This is a genomic window from Streptomyces sp. NPDC002133 (assembly GCF_040296405.1).
Lineage (GTDB): Bacteria > Actinomycetota > Actinomycetes > Streptomycetales > Streptomycetaceae > Streptomyces.
Genome location: NZ_JBEOXF010000005.1, coordinates 205,704 through 226,765, shown reverse-complemented (window position 1 = coordinate 226,765; position 21,062 = coordinate 205,704). Strand labels below are relative to the sequence as shown.

17 protein-coding genes and 1 tRNA gene are annotated in these 21,062 nt (G+C 70.1%); 6 read left to right on the top strand and 12 right to left on the bottom strand.

Features of this window, described 5'->3' with window-relative positions; translation table 11 throughout:
- Window positions 1-69: 69 nt before the first annotated feature.
- Together ABT078_RS09180 and ABT078_RS09175 are read left to right on the top strand one after the other, a co-directional pair.
- Window positions 70-642 carry a hypothetical protein gene (locus ABT078_RS09180; protein WP_351225470.1) on the top strand — a complete coding sequence of 191 codons (573 nt, stop codon included), beginning with the start codon at window positions 70-72 and terminating at the stop codon, window positions 640-642.
- 26 nt (window positions 643-668) lie between these two features.
- The gene (locus ABT078_RS09175) at window positions 669-1,196 is read left to right on the top strand and encodes a hypothetical protein (protein ID WP_351225468.1); all 528 of its coding nucleotides are present in this window, start codon (window positions 669-671) and stop codon (window positions 1,194-1,196) included.
- Window positions 1,197-1,224: 28 nt separating this feature from the next.
- On the opposite strand, the gene ABT078_RS09170 is transcribed toward ABT078_RS09175, so the two are convergent.
- Window positions 1,225-1,347 (bottom strand): hypothetical protein, encoded by a 123-nt coding sequence (locus tag ABT078_RS09170; RefSeq protein ID WP_351225466.1) that lies wholly within the window; start codon window positions 1,345-1,347, stop codon window positions 1,225-1,227.
- 85 nt (window positions 1,348-1,432) lie between these two features.
- Window positions 1,433-1,515 (bottom strand) — tRNA-Leu (locus ABT078_RS09165).
- Between the two features lie 93 nt (window positions 1,516-1,608).
- On the opposite strand from ABT078_RS09165, the gene ABT078_RS09160 reads away from it, so the two are divergent.
- The gene (locus tag ABT078_RS09160) at window positions 1,609-2,274 is read left to right on the top strand and encodes an ANTAR domain-containing response regulator (RefSeq protein WP_351225464.1); all 666 of its coding nucleotides are present in this window, start codon (window positions 1,609-1,611) and stop codon (window positions 2,272-2,274) included.
- Between the two features lie 97 nt (window positions 2,275-2,371).
- On the opposite strand, the gene ABT078_RS09155 is transcribed toward ABT078_RS09160, so the two are convergent.
- The 7 genes from ABT078_RS09155 to ABT078_RS09125 all read right to left on the bottom strand — a co-directional run bounded on the left by ABT078_RS09155 (window position 2,372) and on the right by ABT078_RS09125 (window position 10,132).
- Window positions 2,372-3,088 (bottom strand): ABC transporter ATP-binding protein, encoded by a 717-nt coding sequence (locus ABT078_RS09155; RefSeq protein WP_351225462.1) that lies wholly within the window; start codon window positions 3,086-3,088, stop codon window positions 2,372-2,374.
- Window positions 3,085-4,104 (bottom strand): ABC transporter ATP-binding protein, encoded by a 1,020-nt coding sequence (locus ABT078_RS09150; RefSeq protein ID WP_351225460.1) that lies wholly within the window; start codon window positions 4,102-4,104, stop codon window positions 3,085-3,087. Before ABT078_RS09150 ends, ABT078_RS09155 begins: the two co-directional genes overlap by 4 nt.
- Before the next feature lie 5 nt (window positions 4,105-4,109).
- A complete protein-coding gene (locus ABT078_RS09145) occupies window positions 4,110-5,843 on the bottom strand; it encodes a branched-chain amino acid ABC transporter permease (RefSeq protein ID WP_351225620.1) in 1,734 nt (577 codons plus the stop codon).
- Window positions 5,844-5,848: 5 nt separating this feature from the next.
- Window positions 5,849-6,781, bottom strand: a complete 933-nt coding sequence (locus ABT078_RS09140) for a branched-chain amino acid ABC transporter permease (protein WP_351225458.1) — start codon at window positions 6,779-6,781, stop codon at window positions 5,849-5,851.
- Window positions 6,782-6,883: 102 nt separating this feature from the next.
- Window positions 6,884-8,116: a branched-chain amino acid ABC transporter substrate-binding protein gene (locus tag ABT078_RS09135; RefSeq protein ID WP_351225456.1), complete on the bottom strand. Its 1,233-nt coding sequence runs from the start codon at window positions 8,114-8,116 to the stop codon at window positions 6,884-6,886.
- A 640-nt stretch (window positions 8,117-8,756) separates the two neighbouring features.
- On the bottom strand, window positions 8,757-9,194 hold the full coding sequence (locus ABT078_RS09130; protein WP_351225454.1) for a hypothetical protein: 438 nt from the start codon (window positions 9,192-9,194) through the stop codon (window positions 8,757-8,759).
- Between the two features lie 56 nt (window positions 9,195-9,250).
- Complete coding sequence (locus tag ABT078_RS09125) at window positions 9,251-10,132, bottom strand: trypsin-like serine protease (RefSeq protein WP_351225452.1); 882 nt, start codon at window positions 10,130-10,132, stop codon at window positions 9,251-9,253.
- Between the two features lie 202 nt (window positions 10,133-10,334).
- Here ABT078_RS09125 and ABT078_RS09120 point away from each other — a divergent pair, with 202 nt between their 5' ends.
- Complete coding sequence (locus ABT078_RS09120) at window positions 10,335-12,311, top strand: Xaa-Pro dipeptidyl-peptidase (RefSeq protein WP_351225450.1); 1,977 nt, start codon at window positions 10,335-10,337, stop codon at window positions 12,309-12,311.
- A gap of 114 nt (window positions 12,312-12,425) precedes the next feature.
- On the opposite strand, the gene ABT078_RS09115 is transcribed toward ABT078_RS09120, so the two are convergent.
- Together ABT078_RS09115 and ABT078_RS09110 are read right to left on the bottom strand one after the other, a co-directional pair.
- Complete coding sequence (locus ABT078_RS09115) at window positions 12,426-12,914, bottom strand: PaaI family thioesterase (RefSeq protein ID WP_351225448.1); 489 nt, start codon at window positions 12,912-12,914, stop codon at window positions 12,426-12,428.
- A gap of 70 nt (window positions 12,915-12,984) precedes the next feature.
- The gene (locus ABT078_RS09110; RefSeq protein ID WP_351225446.1) at window positions 12,985-15,321 is read right to left on the bottom strand and encodes an FdhF/YdeP family oxidoreductase; all 2,337 of its coding nucleotides are present in this window, start codon (window positions 15,319-15,321) and stop codon (window positions 12,985-12,987) included.
- A 178-nt stretch (window positions 15,322-15,499) separates the two neighbouring features.
- Here ABT078_RS09110 and polA point away from each other — a divergent pair, with 178 nt between their 5' ends.
- Entirely contained in the window at window positions 15,500-18,154 is a 2,655-nt protein-coding gene (gene polA, locus ABT078_RS09105; RefSeq protein WP_351225618.1) for a DNA polymerase I, read from the top strand.
- Between the two features lie 92 nt (window positions 18,155-18,246).
- On the opposite strand, the gene ABT078_RS09100 is transcribed toward polA, so the two are convergent.
- The gene (locus tag ABT078_RS09100; RefSeq protein ID WP_351225444.1) at window positions 18,247-19,095 is read right to left on the bottom strand and encodes a DUF4184 family protein; all 849 of its coding nucleotides are present in this window, start codon (window positions 19,093-19,095) and stop codon (window positions 18,247-18,249) included.
- A gap of 239 nt (window positions 19,096-19,334) precedes the next feature.
- Between ABT078_RS09100 and ABT078_RS09095 the strand changes: the two genes are divergently transcribed.
- Window positions 19,335-21,020 (top strand): lytic transglycosylase domain-containing protein, encoded by a 1,686-nt coding sequence (locus tag ABT078_RS09095; RefSeq protein ID WP_351225442.1) that lies wholly within the window; start codon window positions 19,335-19,337, stop codon window positions 21,018-21,020.
- The last annotated feature ends 42 nt before the right edge of the window (window positions 21,021-21,062 follow it).

The window sequence follows — 21,062 nt, the reverse complement described above, 5'->3', positions numbered from 1 at the left end:
CAGTCGGCGACTACAGGAGGCCCGAACCACACAGGGCCCGGCCGACAACGGACGCACCTGGAGGTCCGGATGTCCACAGGAACGCTCATCGCCATCATCGTCGCCCTCGCGGTCCTCCTGATCCTCATCGCCGTGGGCGTATGGCTCGCCATGCGCCGGCGTCGCCTCCAGGAACGGTTCGGACCCGAGTACGACCGGACCGTCCAGACCGAGGACAGCCGGCACTCCGCGGAACGCGACCTGCGCTCCCGGGAGCAACGGCACCAGGACCTCGACATCAGGCAACTGCCCGCGGAAGCCCGCGCACGGTACGCCGAGGAGTGGAAGCACGCGGAACAGCACTTCGTCGACGCACCAGGCACGAGCGTCGACGACGCCGACCGCCTGGTCACCCGCCTCATGAGCGACCGCGGTTACCCGACGGAAGGCTACGACCAGCAACTCCGGGACCTCTCCGTCGAACACGGACGCACCCTGGAGCACTACCGCGCCGCCCACGACGTCGGCATCCGCAACAGAGAGGGCCGCGCGACCACCGAGGAACTGCGCGGCGCCATGGTGCACTACCGGGCCCTCTTCCAGGAGCTGCTCGGCGACAGGAACCCCCGAAGCGACCGACGAACCCGGCACGACGCGGCCTGACCCCGCGCCGCACGAGGTGAGTTGACATGCGAGACACCGACACCACCCACGACGCCTCGACGAGCGGTCTCACCACCGACGACCTGGCGCACCCGAAGACCGACACCTCCAGGGAGGACACCACCGCGCAGGACACCACACTGGACGCCGCCCGCGACGAGCCGCCGCCGGCCTATCCCGGCGAAGCCGCACCGGTGCCCGGCACCACGGAGGAAGCACCTGCCGAACCCCCCGAAGAGCCGGCGTCAGCCGAGGAACCCGCGACCGCCGCGGCCCCCGAGCAGGGCCCGCCCCTCATCCCACCCGGGGAGGCCGAGAGCTACCGGGACCGCTGGCAGGAGATCCAGGGCACCTTCGTCGACGACCCGAGGGACTCCGTCCGCGCCGCCGACGCCCTGGTCGCCGACGTGATCCAGTCGCTGGCCGCGAACTTCGCCGACCACAAGAAGGACCTCGAGTCCCAGTGGAGCCGGGGCGAGGAGATCGAGACCGAAGGCCTCCGCGTCGCACTCCAGCGGTACCGGACCTTCTTCAACCGGCTGCTCCACGCCTGATCCACCGCGCACACGGCCGGGCCCGAGCTCAGTACTTGGGCCCGATGTGCGCGTCCATGAGGGCGACGGATTCCCTGCGGTCCGCGTTCCTTGCTCCGCCTCGCAGCAGCGAGAGGGCCTTCTGTCGCACATCAGTGCCGTGGAAGTTCATGCGGCCACTCTGGGCAACTGATCGTGGCGCCGAGTAGCAAAAAGCGGATGTTCACGAGAACGTGGACATCCGCTTCCTTGCGCAGTACCGGGTGCGGGACTCGAACCCGCAAGCCCTCACGGGCAGATGTGTTTGAGACATCAGCGTTTGCCATTTCGCCAACCCGGCCAGGTTCGCCTGTCGCAGTGTACCCGGTGACCAGCGAGCGCTTCAGCTAGGTAGGCTTTTGAAAGCAGCACCTGCCGCGCAGCGAGGAGTACCGTGACCGCCCCCGAGCCCGAGTCGCCCCAGCCCGTCGCAGACGACGACACCGACACGTCGCACGTCCCGCCGCTGACGACCCGCGTCGTCATCGCCGAGGACGAGGCCCTCATCCGCCTCGACCTCAAAGAGATGCTCGAGGAAGAGGGCTACCAGGTCGTGGGCGAGGCCGGGGACGGCCAGCGGGCCGTCGAGCTCGCCCGGGAGCACCGGCCGGATCTGGTCATCCTCGATGTGAAGATGCCGGTGCTCGACGGCATCTCCGCCGCGGAGAAGATCGCCGAGGAGTCGATCGCCCCGGTCCTCATGCTCACCGCGTTCTCGCAGCGCGACCTCGTGGAGCGGGCCCGGGACGCCGGTGCGATGGCGTATCTGGTGAAGCCGTTCAGCAAGAGCGACGTGGTGCCGGCCATCGAGATGGCGGTGTCGCGGTTCGCGGAGCTGAGGGCGCTGGAGAAGGAGGTCGCGGACCTCGCTCAGCGGCTGGAGACGCGGAAGCTGGTCGACCGGGCGAAGAGCATCCTGCAGACGCAGTACGGGCTGACGGAGCCTGCCGCGTTCCGGTGGATCCAGAAGACGTCGATGGACCGGCGGCTGTCGATGCAGCAGGTCGCGGAGGCGGTCATCGAGGACGCCGAGGAGAAGAAGGCCGCGAAGGGGCAGTAGCCCCGGCTGCCGGGATGCCCGGTTGTAGGTGTCGGTACGTATGAGGAGGCCCGCCCCCCGATCCCGGGGTGCGGGCCTCCTCGTGTGCCTGTCGTGCTCAGTCCTCGCCGAGGTACGTCTTGCGGACGTTCTCGTCGTGGAGCAGGTCCTGGCCGGTGCCGGTGAGCTTGATCTCGCCGACCTCCATGACGTACGCCTGGTCCGCGAGGGAGAGCGCGGCCTGGGCGTTCTGCTCGACGAGCAGGATCGTCGTGCCCTGGGCCTTCAGTGCGGTGATGGTCTCCATGATCTTCTGCATCATGATCGGGGAGAGACCCATCGACGGCTCGTCCAGCATCAGGAGCTTGGGCTGGGACATGAGGGCCCGGCCCATCGCGAGCATCTGCTGCTCACCGCCCGAGAGGGTTCCGGCGGCCTGCTTGCGGCGCTCTCCCAGGATGGGGAAGAGGTCGTAGGCGCGCTGGATGTCCTTCTCGATGCCGTCCTTGTCGCTGCGCAGGAACGCTCCCAGCTGGAGGTTCTCGGCGATGCTGAGGCGCGGGAAGATGTGCCGGCCCTCGGGGGAGTGGGCCAGTCCGAGGGACACGATCTTGTGGGCGGGGATGCCGTTGAGGATCTGTCCGTCGAAGGCGATCTTGCCGCTGGTCGGCTTGAGCAGCCCGGAGAGGGTGCGCAGGGTGGTGGTCTTACCGGCGCCGTTGGTGCCGATGAGGGTGACGACCTGGCCGGCCTCGACGGAGAAGGAGATGCCCTTGACGGCCTCGATCTTGCCGTAGGCGACCCGGAGGTCCTCGACTTCGAGGAGTGCGGTCACTTCGCGTCCCCTTCCTTGCTGGTGGTGCTGGTGTCGCTGTCCGCGCCGGAGGTGTCGTCGGCGTCGCTCGGGTCCGCGGCGTCGTCCGAAGCCTCGGTATCGCCGGCGTCCGGGGTCTCGTCCGCGGCGGCCGCTTCGGCGGGTTCGTCGGCGGCGGCCCCCGCCGTCGCCTGCTCGGCCGCCTCGACCTCGGCGACCTCTTCCTGGCCCGGCGCGCCCTCGAAGGGCGTACCGAGGTAGGCCGCGATGACACGCTCGTCGCCCTGGACGACCGACGCGGTGCCCTCGATGAGCTTTTCGCCCTGGACGAGGCAGGCGACCCGGTCGCACAGGTTGAAGATGAAGCGCATGTCGTGCTCGATGACGAGGACGGCGATGCCCATGTCGCGGATCGCGAAGATGAGTTCTTCGGCGGCCCGGGTCTCCTGCGGGTTCATGCCGGCCGTGGGCTCGTCGAGGAGGAGCAGGCCGGGGTCGCTCGCGAGTGCCCGGGCGATCTCCAGCTTGCGCTGTTCGCCGTAGGGCAGGTTGCGGGCGAGGTGGTCGGCCTTGTGCGAGAGGCCGATGAACTCGAGGAGTTCCATGGCGCGTTCGTGGGACGCGGCTTCGGCCTTCTTGAAGCCGGGTCCGCGCAGCAGTGCCGACCAGAGGCCTTCCTTGGTCCTGGTGTGGCGTCCGACGAGGACGTTCTCCAGGACGGTCATGTTGGCGAAGAGCCGGATGTTCTGGAAGGTACGGGCGATGCCGGCCTTGGTGACGAGGTGCGGCTTGGGCGGTAGCACCGTGCCCTTGTAGCTGACTTTGCCCTCGGTGGGCACGTACAGACCGGTCAGGCAGTTGAAGAACGTCGTCTTTCCGGCACCGTTGGGGCCGATGAGGCCGACGATCTCGCCCGAGCGGACCGTCAGGTCGACGGAGCGTACGGCGGTGAGGCCGCCGAAGCGCATGGTGACGCCGCTCGCTTCGAGGACCGTCTCGGCCGTGGCGGTTGTGGTGGTTTCGGTGGTGGTCGTCATGACGTTCACGCCCCAGCCTTGGCGATGCCGACGCCGGGTTCCAGGCCCTTGTCCGGTACGTCGGTCTGGTCGGTCTCGTGGTATTCGAGCTGAGCGCGACGGTTGGCGATGAGGCCTTCGGGGCGGAAGCGCATCAGCAGGATGAGGGCGATACCGAAGCCGAGGAGCTGGTAGTCCTGGAGGAACTGCAGCTTGGCCGGGATCATGTAGAGCAGCGTGGCGCCCAGCAGCGGTCCGCTGATGGTGCCCATGCCGCCGAGGATGACGGCCGCCAGGAGGAAGGCCGAGTTGGGCGGTACGGGTCCGGCGAACTGGTACATCTCGGGGACCACGGTGTGCTGCACGTGTGCCTGCACGGTGCCGGCGAGGCCGGCGAGGGTGGCGCCGAGTGCGAAGGCGATGAGCTTGACCCGGAAGCCGTTGATGCCCATGGCGGTGGCTGCGGTCTCGTCCTCGCGGATGGCGACCCAGGCGCGGCCGATGCGGGAGCTGCCGGCCCGGGCGAAGACCACGATGACCAGGACCATCGCGAGCAGCATCAGCAGGTAGTAGTTGGCGTAGGCGCCGAGTTCGAAGCCGAGGATGTTGTGGGCTTCCCCGAAGTTGTATCCGAAGAACTCGAGGTCCGGGATGTTGGGGATGCCGTTGGGGCCGTTGGTGATCTGCGGGCCGGAGACGCCGTCGAGGTTGCCCATGGCGATGCGGAAGATCTCTCCGAAGCCGAGGGTGACGATGGCGAGGTAGTCGCCGCGCAGTCGCAGGGTGGGGGCGCCGATGACGACGCCGAAGATCAGCGAGACAACGGCGCCGGTGATGACCGAGGCCCAGAAGGGGAACTGGACGCCGAAGGCGGAGGCGGTCGAACCGGAGACGAGGGCGGCGGTGTAGGCGCCGACGCCGAGGAAGGCGACGTATCCGAGGTCGAGGAGGCCGGCGAGGCCGACGACGACGTTCAGGCCCAGGGCGACGGTCGCGAAGATGAGGATGTTGACCGCGACCAGCGTGTACTGGTCGGTGCTCTGGGTGAACGGGAAGGCAGCGGCTGCGGCGAAGGCCGCGATGACCGTGACCTGGCGGTACTTGGCGGTGACGGCGGAGAGGCGGGCGACGAGTCCGGCCTTGAAGAACGCGCCGACGCCGAAGCCGACGGTGATGAGGTAGCCGGTGAAGAGCTCGGCGTCCTCGGTGTCGATGCCGTACGTGATCACGAAGAGGCCGACCGCGAAGGCGGCGACGATGATCAGGATCTCGGCCCAGGAGGGGAGTTCCATGGGCCGGGGGGCCTTGCGGGTGTCGTCCGGCAGCAGGAATGCGGTGACGACGGGGATCGCGGAGGCCACGGCGGCGACGAAGCCGCCCGGTTCGAGGTTGACCACACCGCCGAGCTTGACGGAGATGGCGACGACGGTGAACCAGGTGGTGCCCACGGCGCCCAGGGCGAGCAGTTGCAGGGCCTTGGTGGTGCCGGCGGGGGCGAGCCAGCGGAGGCCCTTGATGCCGAGCGATGCCAGCGCGAACAGGGTGATGAGCAGTCCGGCGACGAGGGTCAGGACCTGCAGGCCGCCGGGGTATCCGGTGACGGTCAGGTTGCCGGGGAACTCCGAGGTCCAGGTCCATGCCAGGAAGGTGCTGGCGAGGGTGGCCAGGCCGCCTGCCGCGGTGAGCCAGCGCAGCATGGTGGCGCGGGTGGCGGTGTCAGCGGGGGCGATGTCCGTGGTCTTGGTGGTGTCGGTGGTCATCGTTCTCACGCCCGATCCGCGACGCGCTCACCGAGCAGGCCCTGCGGCCTGACGAGGAGCACGACGATGAGGAGTACGAAAGCCCAGACGTTGGACCAGGCGCCACCGCCGAGCTGCTGCATGCCGGGGATCTCTTCGATGTAGGCGATCGACAGGGACTCGGCGAGGCCGAGGACGACGCCGCCGACCATGGCGCCGTAGATGTTGCCGATGCCGCCGAGGACTGCTGCGGTGAACGCCTTGAGTCCGAGGATGAAGCCCATCTCGAAGTTGATCTGGCCCTTGTCGAGGCCGTAGGCGACCGCCGCGACCGCGGCGAAGGCGGCGCCGATGGCGAAGGCCATCACGATGATGCGGTCGGTGTTGATGCCCATCAGCTTCGCGGTGTCGGGGTCCTGCGCGGTGGCCTGCATGGCGCGGCCGCTGCGGCTCTTGGAGACGAAGAAGCCGAGGGCGAGCATGCAGAGAGGGGCGAGGACCAGCACGAAGGCGTCGGCGCGCTGGATGGCCAGGTTGTCCAGGAGCTTGAAGGACTCCCCGGTGAACTCCGGGAAGCTCCGGGCGGCCTTGGCCTCCGGGTAGAAGCCCCAGACGATCTGCTGCAGGGCGATCGACAGGCCGATCGCGGTGATGAGCGGGGCCAGGCGCGGGGCGTTGCGCAGTGGCCGGTACGCGAAGCGTTCCGCGGCGGTTGCGACGGCGACGGAGGCTATTGCGCCGCCGATGATCATGAGCGGGATCGCCACCAGGAGGGAGGTTCCACTGGGGAGCCAGATGTAGGTGGTGAGGGCGCCGAAGCCCCCGATCATGAAGATCTCGCCGTGGGCGAAGTTGATGAGCTGGACGATGCCGTAAACCATGGTGTACCCGATGGCGATGAGGCCGTAAAGGGCACCGAGGGCAAGGCCATTGGCCAGCTGTTGCGGCAGTTCGTTCACCGCAGGGCCTCCGATGAGCGTGTCGGATATGAAACCGCGCGAGGGCGCTGTTTGCGCCCTCGCGCGGGCTGGATCATGTGGTGCGGGGCAATGCTGTCGGGATCAGTCCTCGAACGTGGCGCTCTTGACGTCCGCCCAGGCGCCGCTCTTGACCGCGTAGACGGTGAGCTGCTTGTTCGTGGTGTCGCCGAACTCGTCGAAGGCCACCTTGCCGGTCACGCCGTCGAAGGAGACCTTGGACATCGCCTCGGTGACCTTGGCACGGGCGTCGGCCGGGACCTTGCCGTCGTTCGCCGCGACGACCGACTTGACGGCCTGGATGATGGCCCAGGCGGCGTCGTAGGAGTAGCCGCCGTACGCCGCGTACGGGTCCTTGTAACCGCCGGCCTGGTAGTCGGCGATGAACTTCTTGGCGGTCGGGAGCTTCTCGACCGGGTAGCCGACGGAGGTCGCGAGGTCGCCGTCGTTCGCCTCACCGGAGGCCTTGATGAACTGCGGGTCGTAGATGCCGTCGCCACCCATGGTGGGGATCTTCGCGCCGGCCTTCTTGACCTGGTCGGAGAGGAGACCGCCCTCGGGGTACTGGCCGCCGAAGTAGACCGAGTCCGCGCCGGAGGCCTTGACCTTGTCGGCGGTGCTGGAGAAGTCGGTCTCCTTCACCGTGACGTGGTCGGTGCCGACGACCTTGCCGCCGAGACGCTCGAACTCCTCGGAGAAGATGGCGGCGAGACCGGCGCCGTAGGTCTGCTTGTCGTCGACGACGAAGACCTTCTTCTTCTTGGCGTCGTTGTACAGGTACTGGGCGGCGAACTTGCCCTGGATGACGTCCGTGGTGGCGGTACGGAAGTACGTCGGGAACGGACGCTTCTTCTCGCCCTTGCCCCAGTTGTCGCCCTGGCTCAGAGCCGGGTTCGTGTTGGCGGGGGACACCTGGGTCAGGTTCGCCGTGTTGAAGACACCCTGCATCGACTGGGAGACGCCGGAGTTCAGCGGGCCGACGACGCCGAGGACGTCCTTCATGCCGACGAGCTTGGTGGCGTTGGCCTGGCCGGAGGCCGGGACGGCCTGGTCGTCGAGGGACTCGATCTTGAACTCGACGCCGGGGACCTCGTTGTTCTTGTTGGCGGTCTTGGCCGCCAGATCCACGGAGTTCTTGATGCCCTGGCCCAGCGCGGAAAGCGATCCGGTCAGCGGGGCGTCGACACCGATGACGACGGTCGTCTTGCCGCCGCTGTCGGTGCTGCCGCTGTTGTCGTCGCGCGACCCGCAGGCGGTGAGGGTGAGTGCTCCCGTAGTGATCACGGTGGTGAGAATGAGCAAGGAACGGTGTCGCACGCTGTGTCCTTTCCCTGGCGCGGCCTCCTCGTGGTTGAGGTGCCGTTTCCTCCGCCGGGCCGTACTGGTGGTGTAACGGGGCCGTGCTGCAGACACGCCCGGCGGCGCGGTGACTGGCCGTGACTCTAAGCGCAGCTGGTGGGGTCCGGGAGCGTTGAAGGTCAGGATGTGACTGTCTTGTTATGCCACGAGGGAGACGGCGTGGGTGCTGTGTGGGCACATAGGGCGTTTCCGCGCGGTGGCTGAGTGTTCACATGCTGAGAACGCCCAGTTCCGCTAAGGGGCATGAAGCAATCTTGGTGCTGACGTGGGTCGGGTTTGTCTCGGTGTCCGCGGGGGGTGTGGGAGGTCTGTCGCGCCAAGGGTGCCGCCCGGCCCTCCCATGTCCTTTCGGCTACACAGCGTTACGCGCAGGAAAGGCTGTTCGATACCCCGCGAAGCTCCGCCGCAGGTGCGTGGGGAGATCTTGAGGAGATCTCACGGCAGCCGGGCGATCACGGTGAGGCAGATGCCGCGGCCGTCGGTGCCGAGCGCACCTCGACGGCACCGGAACCGAAACCGGAACCGGGGCCGGTATCAGAGCGGTGGCCAGGCCCAGGCCCAGGCCCGGGGCCGGAACCGGAACCGGAACGGACTCCGTTCACCGTGGCGGCCGCCAGTTCTCCGAGCTGCCGGTGGCGCCGTTCTGCGCCTCGCACGTCAACCGGACCTGACGCCTGATCAACGCCAGGGCGGCGGGGCGGCCGTTGTGCTTCTCCTCCTCGCGTGCCTCGACCAGGACCTCGTCGTGGATGACGAGTTGCTCGTTGGAGAGGCCCTTCTGCTCCCAGTCGAGGCCCGCCCAACTGCTGCCCTTGAGGGCCTCTCCGACCCAGTACGTGACGAGGCCGGTGCAGATGTCCGCGGGTGTGCTGGGGGTGGGGGCGCCGGTCCGCTCCTGGTGGGAGGCGCTGCGTCCGTGGGGGCCGCCGGATGCGTCGGACCCTCCGGCCGAGCAGGCTGCCGCACCCACGAGAACACCGGCGGCCAGGGCCGCGCCGACGGCGGCCCTGGCCGGGCGGTACGCCTTGTGCCTCATGAGGGAACGCTAGGACCTTGCCCGCGGGAGCACAACATCCCGTTCCCGCAAGGGTTTCAGGGCAGCGCGACGAAAGGGGAGAGGAAGGCGCGGGCGCCGGGGGTGTCGAGCCGGTACGTCACGTTCGTGGCGTAGCAGGGGGTGTCTCCGGTGATCGTGGTGGCGACAAGGGTGCGCTTGCCCGCCAGCGTGGCGAAGTTCGGGCCGCCGGAGTCCCCGTAGCAGGCGCCACCGTTGCCCTGCGGGGCGGTCATGGCCAGCCGCAGCCAGGCGTCGTTGAGCGCGTTGTAGGTGACCGGGGCCTTCATCCGGACTCCGCCGCCGGGGTGGGTGTGCCCGCCGGGGCCGCGCTGGGCCTCCTGGGTGCCGTATCCGGCGACGAGGAACGACGTGTCGTCGAGACCCTGCGGGCCGAGCGCCGCGAGGGCCCCGGCCTTGGGGAGCGCGGCCGGGGTGAAGGACCAGCGGGCCTTGGCCTTGGCCGCGGGCAGTTCGATCACCGAGATGTCGTGCGTGTCGGATGCGGGCCCCGGGTAGGCCGGGTGGCTGTGCGCGGTGCCCTGGACGGCGACGGCGTTCGCGACGGCGGCGGGGTCGCCCGGGTGCTCGGCGGCGGCCTTGTCGAGTCCGGACTGCACGTCCTGGTCGAGGGAGACGTAGAACTTCACGTTCGCCGGCCAGTCGGTGGTGCAGTGCGCGGCGGTCAGGAACGTGTTCGTGTCGACCATCGTGCCGGAGCAGACCCAGTCGACGCGGTCGGGGGTGGCCGGATCGCCGTCGTTGTCCCAGGTGGCGACCAGGGCGCCCACTTCGGTGCGCTCGGGCGCGGGCGTGGCGTTGTACGAGTTGATGGCCGCGGACGGGATCGCGGTGGCGAGGACGACGGCGCAGGCGGCCGCGGTGGCGGCGGTGAGCGCGGTGGTGCGTACGGCGGTCAAGAAGAACCCCTCTGCGTGTGGTGGGGACGGGACCTCCTGTGGGGAGAGCGACAGTGAAGCGGTGAACGGCGGGTGGGGCAAGAGGACACGGGGTCACAGGTGTTGGCAGTGTCGCGGTCTGGTGCGGCTGGTGCACGAGCGGTGGAATGTGTCCGCGCTTCCCGCGTGATCGTCACTCATCCCGTCCCTGGAGGCAGGCACGATGGCGAGACCCACCCGAATAGGTACGGCCCGGACACCCCGACTCGTACGGAGAGTTCGGACCTGGGGGACAGCGGCTCTTGCCGCTTCCCTGCTGACGGCGCTCCCCGCGCCCGCCGCTCAGGCGGGGACCCCCGCGCTGAGCATCGTCGGCGACGAGACCCGGCCGGTCTTCTCCCGGGCCGACGCGATTTATCAACAGGTCGACATCGAGACCGAGGTGGACAGCGACGGCGACGGCTGGCGCGACACCGTACGGATGCGGATCCTGCGGCCGAAGGAGACGGACTCCGGGCTGAAGGTCGCCACGATCGTCGAGGCGAGCCCTTACTGGGCGGGCGGCAACGACGTGCAGAACCACAACGTGGACGTGGACGAGGACGGTCTTCCGGCGGGCAGGCGGCTCGCACCGACCGAACGGGTCCCGGGGCTCGTGGGCCCGTACGAGCAGTCCGGCGCCTCCCCGCAGTCCCGCCCGTCCGCGCAGTCCGGCGCCTCCGTGACCTGGTCCGGCTACACGGACAACTACTTCCTGCCGCGCGGCTACGCGGTCGCGCAGGTCGACAGCCTCGGCACCGGCGGCTCCACGGGCTGCCCGACCTCCGGCGGCCGCAACGAGACCCTCGGTGCGAAGGCCGCCGTCGACTGGCTGAACGGACGGGCCAGGGGCTGGGCCCTGGACGGCAGTCCGGTCGGCGCCGCCTGGGCGACCGGGAACACCGCGATGATGGGGATCTCGTACAACGGCACGCTGCCGACCGCGGTCGCGACCACCGGCGTCGAGGGGCTCAAGGCGATCGTGCCGATTTCCGGGATCTCGTCCTGGTACGACTACTACCGCGCCGGCGGAGGGGTCGTGGCGCCCGGCGGCTTCCAGGGCGAGGACACCGACGTCCTCGCCAAGTACGTCCACACGCGCACCGACCGGGAGATCTGCAAGCCCGTGATCGACCGGCTGACCGCCGAACAGGACCGGGTGACCGGAGACTTCACCCGCTTCTGGAAGGAGCGGGACTATCTCCGGGACGTGCCGAAGATCAAGGCAGGCGTCTTCGTCGTGCACGGCGGCAACGACTGGAACGTGAAGACCCAGCACTTCGGACAGCTCTGGGAGGCCCTGAAGAAGCACGACGTCCCGCGGAAGCTGTGGCTGCACCAGGCCGGCCACGTGAATCCGATGCCGCTGCGCATGGAGGAGTGGCTGCACCAACTGCACCAGTGGTTCGACCACTGGCTGTACGGGCTGGACAACGGCGCCCTCACCGCTCCCCGCGTCGACGTCGAGCAGGCGGACTTCAGCTGGCGGCAGCAGTCGGAGTGGCCCGCACGCTCCACCCGCGACCTCACCCTGCGGCTGAACGCCGACGGACTCTCGCCGCTCCCGGGCAGGCCGGTGCGGCAGACGATGACCGACGCGGGCCGTACGGTGCCTGCCGAGGAGCTGGTCGCCGCTCCTGACACGGCCCGCCCCGACCGGCTCGCGTACACGACGGGGCCGCTCCCGGCCGACCTGCGCCTGAACGGTGTCCCGGAGGTGTCGGTACGGGCCTCGCTCGCCGGCTCGTCACCGTACGTGACCGCGCTGCTGGTCGACTACGGCACCGACACGCGCGCGACAGCCGGGACCGTCGCGGACACCTCGCAGCTCGTCTGCTACGGCGAGGGGATCCCCGGTGACACCGGCTGCACCTACCGGACGAAGCACCGTACCGAGACCACCGACTTCAAGATCGTGTCGCGCGGCTGGCTGGACGTCCGGAACCGGCACTCCGTCGAGCGCCAGAGCCATGTCGTCGAAGGCCGCGAGTACCGCCTGGAGTGGGGCATGCAGCCGCAGGACCACGTCTTCGAGAAGGGGCACCGGCTGGGTGTGGTGCTGATCTCCACCGACTACGACTACACGCTCCGGTATCCGGCCGGGACGCAGCTGTCCGTCAGGGCCGGGCTCAGCACTGTCACGCTGCCGGTCCACCGGTGACGCTGTCCGACGCGCGGTAGCGCCGGAGTACCCGGGGAGGGCGTTCGCCCCCTCCCCGGGTCCTTCTCGCGTGCGCTGTACGGGGCGCGGTGCGGGCGAGGGCCGCGGGGCCGGTCAGCCCAGGTCGCGCACCCGTGCCTCGTCGCTCGGGTTCACGTCCCGCAGCAGGCAGGTCAGGCGGGCCGTGCACACCCGCTTGTCCTGCTCGTCGGTGATCACGATCTCGTACGTGGCCGTCGAGCGGCCCCGGTGCACGGGGGTGGCCACTCCGGTCACCTGGCCGGAGCGGACTCCCCGGTGGTGGGTGCAGTTCAGGTCCACACCGACCGCGATCTTGGAGACTCCGCCGTGCAGCATCGAGCCGACCGAGCCCAGTGTCTCGGCGAGGACCGCGGAGGCGCCCCCGTGCAGCAGCCCGTAGGGCTGGGTGTTGCCCTCGACGGGCATGGTGCCGACGACCCGGTCCGCCGAGGCCTCGACGATCTGCACACCCATCCGGTTGCCGAGAGTCCCGGCGGAGAACAGCGCGGGCAGGTCGACGCCGAGTTCGGCGTACTCGTCGAGTACCTCCTGCGGGAACTTCACGCTGGTCTGCTCGCCCATGGGCCCGGCTCCGTTCGTGTGCGTACGTCTTCGTACGTCGGTACGTCCTCAGCTGCTCCTGAGCAAACGCTCAGTCGGCCGGTGATTGTTCCAGACGCACGATCACGGACTTGCTGGCGGGGGTGTTACTGGTGTCCGCGGTGGCATCCAGCGGCACCAGCACATTCGTCTCCGGGTAGTAGGCGGCGGCGCAGCCCCGCGCGGTCGGGTAGTGCACGACCCGGAAGCCGGCCGCCCGGCGCTCCACGCCGTCCTTCCACTCGCTCACCAGGTCCGTGTACGAACCGTCCGCGAGGCCCAGCCCGGCGGCGTCCGCCGGGTGCACGAGGACGACGCGACGGCCGCCCTTGATGCCGCGGTAGCGGTCGTCGAGCCCGTAGATCGTGGTGTTGTACTGATCGTGGGAGCGCAGGGTCTGCAGCAGCAGCCGGCCCTGCGGGACGCGGGGGTACTCGACGGGGGCCGCCGTGAAGTTGGCCCTGCCGGTGGCCGTGGGGAAACGGCGCTCGTCGCGCGGGGCGTGCGGCAGCGTGAAACCGCCGGGACGCGCGATCCTCGCGTTGAAGTCCTCGAAGCCGGGGACGACCCGGGAGATCCGGTCGCGGATCGTCGCGTAGTCCTTCTCGAAGTCCTCCCAGGGCGTCTCCGACCGGGCGCCGAGGACGGCACGGGCCATGCGGGCCACGATCGCCGGCTCGGAGAGCAGATGCGGGCTCGCGGGCGGCAGGTTGCCGCGCGAGGCATGGACCATGCCCATCGAGTCCTCGACGGTCACGAACTGCGCTGTGCCTTTCCCACCGAGAGTGCTCGCCTGTATGTCCTTGTCGGTGCGGCCGAGCGTGGGCAGGATCAGCGCGCGCGTGCCCGTGACGGCGTGCGAGCGGTTGAGCTTCGTCGACACGTGCACGGTCAGACGGGCGCGGCGCATGGCCGCCTCGGTGACCTCCGTGTCCGGGCTGGCACCGATGAAGTTGCCGCCCATGGCGAAGAACACCTTGGCCTCGCCGTCGCGCAGCGCCCGGATGGACCGGACGACGTCGAGGCCGTGGTGGCGCGGCGGCGTGAAGCCGAACTCCCTCTCCAGGGCGTCCAGGAAGGCCGGCGCGGGCCGCTCGAAGATGCCCATGGTGCGGTCGCCCTGCACATTCGAGTGCCCGCGCACCGGGCACACCCCGGCGCCCGGGCGGCCGATGTTGCCGCGCAGCAGCAGGAAGTTGACGACCTCCCTGATCGTCGGGACGGCGTGCTTGTGCTGGGTCAGGCCCATCGCCCAGGAGACGATCGTGCGCTTCGAGTCCAGGACCATGCGCAGGGCCCGCTCGATGTCCGCCCGGTCCAGTCCGGTCGCGGCGAGCGTCTCGTCCCAGTCGGCCGCCCGCGCGGCGGCGGCGAACTCCTCGTAGCCGTGGGTGTGGTCCCGTACGAAGTCCTCGTCGACCGCACCGTCGCCCGCGCCGGAGGCGCTGTCGGACGCTTCGAGGACGAGCTTGTTGAGGAGGCGGAAGAGGGCCTGGTCGCCGCCGATGCGGATCTGGAGGAAGAGATCGGTGAGGGAGACGCCCTTGAGCATGCCCTGCGGGGTCTGCGGGTTCCTGAACTTCTCCAGGCCGGCCTCGGGCAGCGGATTCACCGAGATGATCTTCGCGCCGGAGAGCTTGGCCTTCTCCAGCGCGGACAGCATCCGGGGGTGGTTGGTGCCGGGGTTCTGCCCGGCCACGATGATCAGGTCCGCCTGGTGAAGATCTTCCAGGGAGACACTGCCCTTGCCGACGCCGAGGGTCTCGGTGAGCGCCGAGCCCGAGGACTCATGGCACATGTTCGAGCAGTCGGGGAGGTTGTTGGTGCCGAACTCGCGGGCGAAGAGCTGCAGCAGGAACGCCGCCTCGTTGCTCGTCCGTCCCGACGTGTAGAAGACGGCCTCGTCGGGGGAGTCGAGCGCCTGGAGCTCCTCCGCGATGATCGCGAAGGCCCGCTCCCACGTCACCGCCTCGTACCGCTCGGCACCCTCCGCCGACGCCCCTCGCTCCAGAAGCATGGGCTGCGTGATCCGGCCCTGCTGACCCAGCCAGTACCCACTGCGGGCCGCGAGATCGGCGACCGGGTGCGCGGCGAAGAAGTCGGGCGTGACCCGGCGCAGCGTCGCCTCCTCGGCGACCGCCTTCGCGCCGTTCTCGCAGAACTCGGCCACATGCCGCTTGTCGCCCTCGGGCCAGGCGCAGCCCGGGCAGTCGAACCCGTCCTTCTGGTTCACCTTGAGGAGGGTCTGTGCGGTGCGCCGCACGCCCATCTGCTGCTGGGCGATCTTCAGCGTGTGCCCGATCGCGGGGAGGCCGGCCGCGGCATGCCGGGGCGCCTCGACCTGCGGCGCGTCCTGGACCGGGTCACCTGCGGGCGGCTTGCTGGGCATCGTGCTCCTCTTCGAGCGCGGGATCGGTGTGTTCTCCCGATCCTGTCACGCGTCATCGACAGCGCCCGGGCTCCTGCTGCCGTGGACGGGGTTGTCGGTGGTCCGTGGCAGGATCGGGGGCGTGGCCGAGACAGCATCGAAGAAGACCCCAGACGAAACCCGTCCGCGCCTGCTCCTCATGGACGGGCATTCTCTGGCGTACCGGGCGTTCTTCGCGCTGCCCGCGGAGAATTTCACGACCGCGAGCGGCCAGACGACCAACGCCATCTACGGCTTCGCGTCGATGCTGGCGAACACGCTGCGCGACGAGGCGCCCACGCATTTCGCCGTGGCCTTCGACGTGTCCCGCAAGACCTGGCGCTCCCAGGACTTCCCGGAGTACAAGGCGAACCGCTCGGCGACGCCCGACGAGTTCAAGGGCCAGGTCGAGCTGATCGGCGAGCTCCTGGACAGCATGCACGCGGTGCGGTTCGCGGTGGACGGCTTCGAGGCCGACGACATCATCGCCACCCTCGCCACGCAGGCCGAGGCCGCCGGATTCGAGGTGCTGATCGTCACCGGCGACCGCGACTCCTTCCAGCTGGTCTCCGACCATGTGACCGTGCTGTACCCGACGAAGGGCGTGTCCGAGCTGACGCGCTTCACGCCGGAGAAGGTCCAGGAGAAGTACGGACTGACCCCGCAGCAGTACCCGGACTTCGCGGCCCTGCGCGGCGACCCGTCGGACAACCTGCCGGGCATCCCCGGCGTGGGTGAGAAGACCGCCACGAAGTGGATCAACCAGTTCGGTTCGTTCGCGGAGCTGGTCGAGCGCGCCGACGAGGTCAAGGGCAAGGTCGGACAGTCCCTGCGCGACCACCTGGAGTCCGTCAAGCTGAACCGTCACCTCACCGAGCTGGTGCGCGACGTCGAGCTGCCCAGGTCCGTCGTGGACCTGGAGCGGCAGCCCTACGACAGGACCGCGCTGAAGGGCTTCCTCGAGGTCCTGGAGATCCGCAACCCGAGCCTGCGGGACCGGCTGCTCGCGGTCGACCCGGGCGCCGAGGAGGACGAGACCCCGGCCCCGGAGGCCGGAGTCGAGCTGGACGGCACCGTGCTCGGCGCCGGCGAGCTGGCCCCCTGGCTGGAGCGGCACGGCGGGCAGCCGCTCGGCGTGGCCACCGTCGCCGCCTGGGCGCTGGGTGTCGGCAGCGTCAGCGAGATCGCGCTGGCGGCCGCGGACGGGAGTGCCGCCTGGTTCGACACGACCCAGCTCGACGAGTCCGACGAGCGGGCCTTCGCCGCCTGGATCGCCGACCCGGACCGGCCCAAGGTCATGCACAACGCCAAGGACGCGCTGCGGGTCTTCCCCGAGCACGGCTGGGACATCGCGGGCATCACGATGGACACCGCGCTCGCCGCGTATCTGATCAAGCCGGGCCGCCGTTCCTTCGCGCTAGACGCCCTCTCCGTGGAGTACCTCCACCGCGAGCTGGCCCCCGCCGCCGCCGACGGGCAACTGGCCTTCGGCACCGACGAGCAGGCCGAGGCCGACGCCCTGATGGCCCAGGCCCGTGCGGTCCTCGACCTGGGCGAGGCGTTCCGCGCCCGCCTCGAGGAGGTCGGCGCGGTCGAGCTGCTGCACGACGTGGAGCTGCCCACCTCGCTGCTGCTGGCCCGGATGGAGCGGCACGGCATCGCCGCCGACCGCGCCCATCTGGAGGCGATGGAGCAGCAGTTCGCGGGTGCGGTGCAGCAGGCCGTGAAGGAGGCGCACGCCTCGGTGGGCCATGAGTTCAACCTCGGCTCGCCCAAGCAGCTCCAGGAGGTCTTCTTCGGCGAGCTGAACCTTCCCAAGACGAAGAAGACCAAGACCGGTTACACGACGGACGCGGACGCGCTGGCCTGGCTCGCCGGCCAGACCGACCACGAGCTGCCGGTGGTGATGCTGCGCCACCGTGAGCAGGCCCGGCTGCGCTCCACCGTCGAGGGCCTGATCAAGACGATCGCCGGGGACGGCAGGATCCATACGACCTTCAGCCAGACCGTCGCGGCGACCGGCCGCCTGTCGTCGACCGATCCCAATCTGCAGAACGTGCCGGTGCGCACGGACGAGGGGCGGGCGATCCGGCGCGGGTTCGTGGTGGGCGAGGGCTTCGACGCCCTGATGACCGCCGACTACAGCCAGATCGAGCTGCGCGTCATGGCCCATCTGTCCGAGGACGAGGGTCTGATCGAGGCGTTCACCTCGGGTGAGGACCTGCACACGACGGTGGCCTCCCAGGTCTTCGGCGTCGGGCGGTCCGCGGTCGACGCGGAGATGCGCCGCAAGATCAAGGCCATGTCCTACGGACTGGCGTACGGCCTGTCGGCCTTCGGTCTCAGCCAGCAGCTGAACATCGAGGCGGCCGAGGCACGGGCGCTGATGGACACCTACTTCGAGCGCTTCGGCGGGGTCCGTGACTATCTGCGGCGCGTGGTGGACGAGGCACGGGCGACGGGTTACACGGCGACGATGCTCGGCCGCCGCCGCTATCTGCCGGATCTGAACAGCGACAACCGCCAGCGCCGCGAGGCCGCCGAGCGCATGGCGCTCAACGCGCCGATCCAGGGCACCGCCGCGGACATCGTCAAGGTCGCGATGCTGCGCGTCGACGGCGCCCTGCGGGCGGCCGGGCTCACCTCCCGGATGCTGCTCCAGGTCCACGACGAAATCGTCCTGGAGCTCGCGCCGGGCGAGCGGGCGCAGGTCGAGGAGATCGTGCGGCACGAGATGTCGACGGCGGTCGAGTTGAGGGCGCCGCTGGATGTGTCGGTGGGCGTGGGCCCGGACTGGGAGTCCGCGGCGCACTGATCGCGTGACGGGAGCGTCAGCCCCCGTCCGCCGGGTGGGGTGCCTGTGCTGTGGGCCGCGGGCGCCCTGCCCGTAAGCCGCGGGGGCGGTCCTCAGATGACGCCCGCGCGGTCGGCGTCCGGGGTCGGGGTGGTGCGGCGGCGGGTGCGGACGCGGGTGGTCGTCCCGTACAGCACCAGCCCCACGGCCAGCCCCGCACCCGCGCCGAAGCACGCGGTCGGGATGATGTCGAGGGGCGTCTCGATGCGTCCCCAGTACTGGTACCAGCGCACGCAGCGGTGGGTGATCCCCGCGAGCATGCACACCGCCAGCACCGCCATGGCGGCCCGCCGCTCCCCGCGCCCGAGCACCGGCACCGACGCGGGCGGCTCCGGCGTCGTCACCGGCAGCCGCCGAAGCGCCGAGACCGTGAACCAGACCATGCCGAGGAGTCCCAGCGCCGAACTGCCGTACTGCGTGTACGTGTAGAGCGGGAAGCCGGCCACGACCTCGCCGAGCACCGGCAGCATCCGCACGCCCCAGCGGTCGAAGTGGGTGAAGGCGTCCCACACCACATGCGTCGTCGCGCCGAGTACGGCGGACACGTAGAACCAGAGCGCGGCCGACGTCCATGGCCGCCCCCGCCAGGCCCGACCCCGCAGCAGCGTGTGCACCCGCCCCTGCCATCCGCGCGGGAGGAGCGCCACCAGCGGGTCGCGGATCGTGAGCCAGAGGCCCACCAGCGCGGCGGTGATGGCGACATCGGCCGTCAGGACGCCCACCGGCCCGTGCGTCACGCTCCCGAACTCCATGGCGCCAGGCACGACACTTGCCGCGAAATACGTCATGTCAGGCGAGAAAGACCCCGCGACGAGCGCCGAGGCGAGCAGCGGTCCACGGGCCGTGCCGTCCCTGCGGATTCCTGGCAGCACCGCCGCGGCATGGCTGAGCGTGAACGGCATGATGTGTCCCCCGTGTGCGACCGGCCTCGAACAACGGCGCCCAGTATGCGCGATGCCGGCCGTCCGCCATGCGAACGGGCTGTTCCGCAGGCCGTTCGCCGCACGCCGGATGGCCGGTCGGTGAACAACTCGCAAGAGCGGCCGGGGGGCCGGTGTTACGGGGCCCGTGGTTGCCGTAGTGTCACCCGGGACAATGCGCGGGGAGCGCTAACGGCCGTCCACGGGGAGGGAACAGACGTATGGCAGCGCATTTCGGCCGCCGGCTGCGCAAGGGGGCGACCACCACCGCGGTGGCCGCGGCCGCGGTGGCCGCGCTCTCCGCGTCACAGGCGCCAGGCGTCACGTCCGCCGCCGCGGGAGGCGACGGCAACGCCGCCGGGTCGACCGCCCCGCCGGAGAGCTCGGCCACCGGCAACTCCCCGTACTACACCGACCTGCCGCCGCTCAACACGTCGAACCGGCCAGGGAATTCCGACAACCTGCCCGTCGTGACAGGTCCGGCGGAAGCGGGCATACCGGCCACGGTCCTGGCCGCGTACAAGCAGGCCGAGACGGCCCTTGCGGCCTCCGACCCCGCCTGCCGCCTCCCCTGGCAGCTGCTCGCCGCCATCGGCAAGGTCGAGTCCGGCCAGGCGCGCGGCGGGCGCGTCAACGCCAACGGCACGACGACGTCCCCGATCCTCGGCCCGGTCCTCAACGGCGTCGGCTTCGCCAACATCTCCGACACCGACGACGGCGCGTACGACGGCGACCGCACCCACGACAGGGCGGTCGGGCCGATGCAGTTCATCCCGTCCACCTGGGAGACGTGGGGGCAGGACGCCAACAACGACGGCCGCAGGGACCCGAACAACATCTACGACGCGGCCCTCGCGGCCGGCAAGTACCTGTGCGCCGGCGGCCGTGACCTGTCCCGGCAGGCCGATCTGGACCGGGCGATCCTGAGCTACAACCACTCGCGGGAGTACCTGCGGACGGTGCTGTCGTGGTTCGAGTACTACAAGCGCGGCACCCACCAGGTCCCGGACGGCACGGGCACCCTGCCGGACGACCGCAGCGACGGCGCCACCCCGGCGAGCCCCACGCCGACCGCCCCTGTCACGCCCGGTCCCACGAGCCCCGGCCCCAGTCCCGCGCAGCCCGGCGGCACGCCCACCCCGACGCCGCCTCCCACCACCACTCCGCCCCCCGCGACCACTCCGCCGCCGTCGACGCCGCCTGCGACGCCCACCCTGGGTGTCGCGCGCATCGAGGACGCGGGCAGCGGGCCGCTCACCGCCTTCGCGGGCACGGAGTTCGCCGAGCGCATCAAGGTCCGTGCCGAGAACCGCATCGGCGGCGGTGTCGCCAAGACGGCGCTCGCCTTCGAGATCGTGGGTGACACCGACGCCCGCTTCGCCGACGGTAGCACCAAGGCCCTCGTCACCACCGGAGCCGACGGAAGGGCCGCCGCGCCGGCCCTGCGCGCGGGCGAGAAGACCGGCGACTTCACGGTCCGGGTCACCGTCCCCGGCCGCAGCCTGCCCGGACTCGACTACACCGCTAGCGTCACCCCCCGCCAGGCCGACGCGCTGGCCAGGATCGGCGACAAGGAGCTGACGGCCGCGCCCGGCACCGAGTTCGCGGACGCGGTCGAGGTCAAGGCGACGTTCAAGGGCGCCCCGGCCACGGGCGTCGCCGTCACCGCAACCCTGATCACCGCCGCCGAGGACCCGGCCGAGAACACCGAGGGCCCGTACTTCAAGAACGCGGAGGACAACCCCGTCCGCACCCTGACCGACCTGAAGACCGACGCGAACGGGGCTCTCGTCCTCCCGAAGCTCTACGCCGACGAGCAGACCGGCACCTTCCTGCTCCGCCTCACCACTCCGGGCGACGGCTCCCTCACCCTCGAGCTGAAGGTCGCGACCCCGCCGGCCGCCTAGGAAGGCGAATCGGCCGAGCCCCGGTCCTCGGCCCCCGTGAGC